The sequence below is a fragment of the Burkholderia dolosa genome (genome assembly GCF_902499135.1).
GTDB classification, from domain to species: Bacteria; Pseudomonadota; Gammaproteobacteria; order Burkholderiales; family Burkholderiaceae; genus Burkholderia; species Burkholderia dolosa.
Genome location: NZ_CABVPR010000123.1, coordinates 1 through 4,610, shown reverse-complemented (window position 1 = coordinate 4,610; position 4,610 = coordinate 1). Strand labels below are relative to the sequence as shown.

Sequence of the window (4,610 nt, the reverse complement as noted above, 5' to 3'; positions counted from 1 at the left end):
CTGGACCGCGTCTGCCGATTCCATCCTCGAAAAGCTACACCGACTTTGTTCGCGAATCAGCGGAACGGGACACTAGCCCGACTTAGCCGAGTACGGAGGCCTGCCGATACTTAGAGGCCCCGCTCTTCAAGGTGCCCAAGCCGGCTACCCGACAGCCGCTGGGTAGCCGTTCAATGCGCGGCCCGGCCCGCGGGCAACCCGCACGTCAGAACGCGACGTAAGGCTGCGCGCCGCCGCTCGACGTCTTGTCCATCCCGAAGTAGATCGTCTTGCCGTAGAAATGCGGCATGCCGAGATCAAGCCAGCCGTCCGGGCCGAACGGGCCGGCGATGTCGTTGAACGCGAACGTCGACGAATTCGCGAACACCGAATCGGCGTTGACGACCGGCATCGACACGCCGCCGGTCGTGCCGTTCTTGCCGGTCAGCGTCGCCGTGTAGGTGGTCGGCGACGACGGGCAGTAGAACTGCGTGTTCGTCGTGCATGTCTTCTGCGCCGGATCGTTGAAGAAGTACGCGTTCGAGCCGGTATCGAAGAACGCGGTCACGCTGTTGCCGAGGAACGTCGCGTTCACGTCGCCGGCCGTCGTCGACGTCAGCACCGTCGATGCGCCGAGCGCGTTGTTGCTCTGCGTGCCGATCCCGAAGGTCAACAGGCCCGTCGCGCTGCCCTGCCCGCTGTTCGAGATGTTCGGCATCTGCACGATCACGCCGTTGTTGTCGGTCGCGAAGCGGTGGACCGGATTGGCCACCTGCTGCGTGGCGGGCACCAGCGCGACCGTGCAGCTCGAATTGCCGTTCGGGCACGCGTAGTAATTGTTGTACGTCGGCGACGTCGACGTCGCGCAATTGGTGCCGCAGTCGAGCGGCGCCGGCCCGATGCCGAGGATCCCGTTCGCGCCGAGATCGCTCGCGGTGTTGGCCGAGGTTCTCGCACCGTTGTTCGAGCACGAGCTCGGCACGTTGGTCGTGCCCAGATCGCCGATGATCTGCACCGGCAGCGAGCTCGCCTGCTCGCTGCCGATCGACAGGTCGACGGTTCGCACCGCCCCCCACGTGTAGCTCGACACGAACTTGCCGCACTCGGCGACCGGCGCGCCGCCGCTCGTCGTCTGCGGCAGACCGTTCAACACGCCGGACGACAACGCGCTGCTGACGAGCCGCAGCCCGTACGACGCGGTGTCCACCAGCACGTTGTTCACCACCTGGCAATTCGACGTGCCGGGCGCGCAGATCTTCAGGTTGACGGTCGGGATGTTGATCACGTGCGCGACGCCGGTGCCGACCGAGATCACCGCCGTGTTCCCGGTATTGCCGTCGGACACGCTGGAGCCGCCGCCGCTATTGTCGCCGCCGCTGCCGCCGTTGTTGTCGTCGCCGCCGCCGCAGGCGGTTACGAGCAGCGCCGTCGTGGCCGCGACGCTCAGCAGGCCGAGCCAGCGCTTGAATGTACGAGGAATTCGCAAGATCGCTCTCCCGCTGTCACTGGATGTCGGTGCCGGTCAGCCCGGCAGGCAGCGCGTTCGGCAGCCACGCCTGGCCCGCGAACGCGCCCATGTGGCCGCCGGTGCGGATCACCAGGCCGGTCGTATCGACGGACACCGGCGCGCGCCAGCCGCGCGCTGCATGCGCGGCTTGCACGCCGGCGGTGTACTGCGGGAAATAGCTGCCGAGCAGCGACGCGAGATCCGGCATCGTCGGCCCGCGCCATGCGAGGCCGAACACGGTGCCGGCCGCCGACGCGTATTCGTGGATCACGGTGCCCGATCCGAGCGTGATCTCGCGTACGGTGTACGCGGCCGCGCTCGTTTGCGCGCCGTCCGCCGAACGCATCGCGCGCTGCAGCGCGCGCACGGTCGCGGCGCGATCGTCCGCCGGCGGCGACATCGGCGCGCCGCCCAGTTCCGCGTGTGCGTGGACGGTCCACAGCACACCGATGGCGGCCGCCGCGTGCGCGGCGACCCAGCCCAAGCGTTTCAGCTTCACGTTCCCCCCCAGGGACTGGCCTCGTTGTCGGCGATGCAGCGTCGCGCACGCACCGCCTGCGAACAGTGAAAAGTCGTATGAACGACGCTTCCGTTGCTGCTGACTCGTAGTATGCCTGCGGAGTGTGTCGAAGTGTCAAATCGGCGGTGCCGATTGCCGGGGGGAACGGCATGGACGCGCATCCGGCGGCCGCGCGGCGGCGCGGCGCCGATGCGCAACGCGGGTCAGAAGCCGAGGCTCGCGAGCAAATCGTCGACCTGCGCCTGATCCTGCACGACGTCGGTCTTGCCTTCCGGCGAAATCTGCGGCCCGTTCAGCAGCGACGCGGGGCTGCCGGTCGCGCTGACCTGCTCGGCCGCGAGCGCCGCGGCGGTCGCCGCGAACTGCTCGCGCCGCTCGGGCGCGATGTTCTCGACGAGCACGGTAAGGAGCTGCTGCTCGATGAGGTACACCATGTCCATGATCTTCTTGATCACCTGCCCGGTGAGATCCTGGAAGTCCTGCGCGAGCATGATCTCGAGCAGCTGCGCGCTGGTCGCGGCGGTCGCGTCGGGCAGCGTGCGCAGGAATGCGCGCGTGTCGTCCATCAGCTCGCGCACTTCCGCGTGCTCGATCGGCGCCGCGTACCATTGCGTCCAGCGGGCGTCAAGCGCCTCCGCCTGGTTCTGGATGCGCTCCTGCACCGGTTTCGCGATCTCGATCGCGTTCAGCACGCGCTCGGCCGCCTGCTCGGTCATCGTCGCGACGTAACGCAGCCGGTCGCGCGCGTCGGGCACCGCTTCCGCCGCGCGCTCGACGTGCTTGTCGAGCCCGAGCTCGCGCATCGAATCGCGCAGCGTACGTGTGACCTGACCGATGCGCGCGAGGATGCGGTCGCTCGCGAGATCGGCGCCTTCGGGGTGGCTGTCGGCATTGAACCCCGCGCCGGCGAGCGCCGCATGGATCGGCTCGTTCACGTCAGCTCCCGGCTTTCGCCATCTTGTCGATGATCTTGTTCAGCTTCTCGTCGAGCGTCGCGGCCGTAAACGGTTTCACGACGTAGCCGCTCGCGCCGGCCTGCGCGGCCGCGATGATGTTCTCCTTCTTCGATTCGGCCGTGACCATCAGCACCGGCAGGTGCGCGAGCGACGCATCCGCGCGGATTTCCTTCAGCATCGCGAGGCCGTCGAGGTTCGGCATGTTCCAGTCCGAAATCACGAAGTCGAAGCCGCCGCCGCGCAGCCGCGCGAGACCGGCCGCGCCGTCCTCGGCCTCGTCGACGTTCGTGTAGCCCAGTTCCTTGAGCAGGTTGCGGACGATCCGGCGCATCGTCGGGAAGTCGTCCACCACCAGGATTTTCATGCTCTTGTCCATCGTCGTTCCTTTCCAGATTCATTACCGTCGGGACGCGCATCGTCGCACGCGCCCCGTGACATTCGATTCACACGCGCTGCACGCGCTCGCCCATCGTCGCGAGCCGCGCCATCACGCGGCGGCTCATGTCGGCGAGCGACACGACCTCGTCCGCGCCGCCGAGCGCGATCGCCTCGCGCGGCATCCCGAACACGATGCAGCTCGCCTCGTCCTGCGCGAACGTATAAGCGCCCGCGCGTTTCATGTCCAGCAGCCCCGCCGCGCCGTCGCGGCCCATCCCGGTGAGGATCACGCCGATCGCGTTCTTCCCCGCATGCGTGGCCGCCGAGCGGAACAGCACGTCGACCGACGGCCGGTGACGGTTCACCGGCGGATCGTCCGACAGCTGCGCGATGTAGTTCGCGCCGCTTCGCGCGAGCAGCAGGTGCGCGTGGCCCGGCGCGATGTACGCATGGCCGGGCAGCACGCGCTCGCCGTGCTCGGCTTCCTTCACCGCGATCCGGCACAGCCCGTTCAGCCGCTGCGCGAACGACTTCGTGAAACCGGGCGGCATGTGCTGCGCGATCAGCACGGCCGGCGCGTCCGGCGGCAGCGGCGTCAGCACCTCGCGGATCGCCTCGGTGCCGCCGGTCGACGCACCGATGATGATCAGCTTCTCGGTACTGACGAGCGGATTGTTCACCATCGGCGCGGCCGCGCCGCTGTCGGCCGCGCGGGCGGCGGCCTGCGGCTGCGGCGCCTGACGCACGCGCGCGCGCGACGCCGCGCGGATCTTGTCCGCGAGCTTTTCCGCGTATTCGAGCATCCCGTCGCGAATCCCGACGCGCGGCTTCGTGACGAAGTCCACCGCGCCGAGCTCGAGCGCGCGCAGCGTGATCTCCGAGCCGCGCTCGGTCAGCGACGATACCATCACGACCGGCATCGGGCGCAGCCGCATCAGCTTCTCGAGGAAGTCGAGCCCGTCCATGCGCGGCATTTCGACGTCGAGCGTGAGCACGTCCGGGTTGTGCTGCTTGATGAGCTCGCGCGCGACGAGCGGATCGGGCGCGGTCGCGCATACCGACATGTCGGGCTGGCTGTTGATGATCTCCGTCATCAGGCTGCGGATCAGCGCCGAATCGTCGACGCACAACACTTTGATCTTCTGCACTGCGGTCATGCCTCCTGCTTTTTCGATAGATTCGCGGCGTACGGGCTGCCCGCCCGTGCGCCGCCGGCACCGCCCGCATGGCCCGCGCCGCCTGCGCCCGCGCCGCGCACGCCGAACAACTC

The 4,610-nt window shown here is 68.4% G+C and carries 5 protein-coding genes; all 5 read right to left on the bottom strand.

Annotated features, from left to right (window positions below; all coding sequences use genetic code 11):
* Positions 1–205: 205 nt before the first annotated feature.
* The 5 genes from BUB20358_RS27620 to BUB20358_RS27600 all read right to left on the bottom strand — a co-directional run bounded on the left by BUB20358_RS27620 (position 206) and on the right by BUB20358_RS27600 (position 4,497).
* Positions 206–1,465: a DUF3443 domain-containing protein gene (locus tag BUB20358_RS27620; protein WP_035971385.1), complete on the bottom strand. Its 1,260-nt coding sequence runs from the start codon at positions 1,463–1,465 to the stop codon at positions 206–208.
* A gap of 16 nt (positions 1,466–1,481) precedes the next feature.
* Positions 1,482–1,985 carry a DUF2844 domain-containing protein gene (locus tag BUB20358_RS27615; protein ID WP_006762895.1) on the bottom strand — a complete coding sequence of 168 codons (504 nt, stop codon included), beginning with the start codon at positions 1,983–1,985 and terminating at the stop codon, positions 1,482–1,484.
* 224 nt (positions 1,986–2,209) lie between these two features.
* Positions 2,210–2,941 (bottom strand): protein phosphatase CheZ, encoded by a 732-nt coding sequence (gene cheZ / locus BUB20358_RS27610; protein ID WP_006762896.1) that lies wholly within the window; start codon positions 2,939–2,941, stop codon positions 2,210–2,212.
* 1 nt (position 2,942) lies between these two features.
* Positions 2,943–3,338: a chemotaxis response regulator CheY gene (cheY, locus tag BUB20358_RS27605; protein ID WP_006401389.1), complete on the bottom strand. Its 396-nt coding sequence runs from the start codon at positions 3,336–3,338 to the stop codon at positions 2,943–2,945.
* Between the two features lie 67 nt (positions 3,339–3,405).
* Entirely contained in the window at positions 3,406–4,497 is a 1,092-nt protein-coding gene (locus BUB20358_RS27600) for a protein-glutamate methylesterase/protein-glutamine glutaminase (protein WP_035971386.1), read from the bottom strand.
* Positions 4,498–4,610: the final 113 nt, after the last annotated feature.

Coding starts and splice junctions, on each gene's coding strand:
- cheY (WP_006401389.1), bottom strand. CDS start 3,338: ATGGACAAGAGCATGAAAATCCTGGTGGTGGACGACTTCCCGACGATG.
- BUB20358_RS27600 (WP_035971386.1), bottom strand. CDS start 4,497: ATGACCGCAGTGCAGAAGATCAAAGTGTTGTGCGTCGACGATTCGGCG.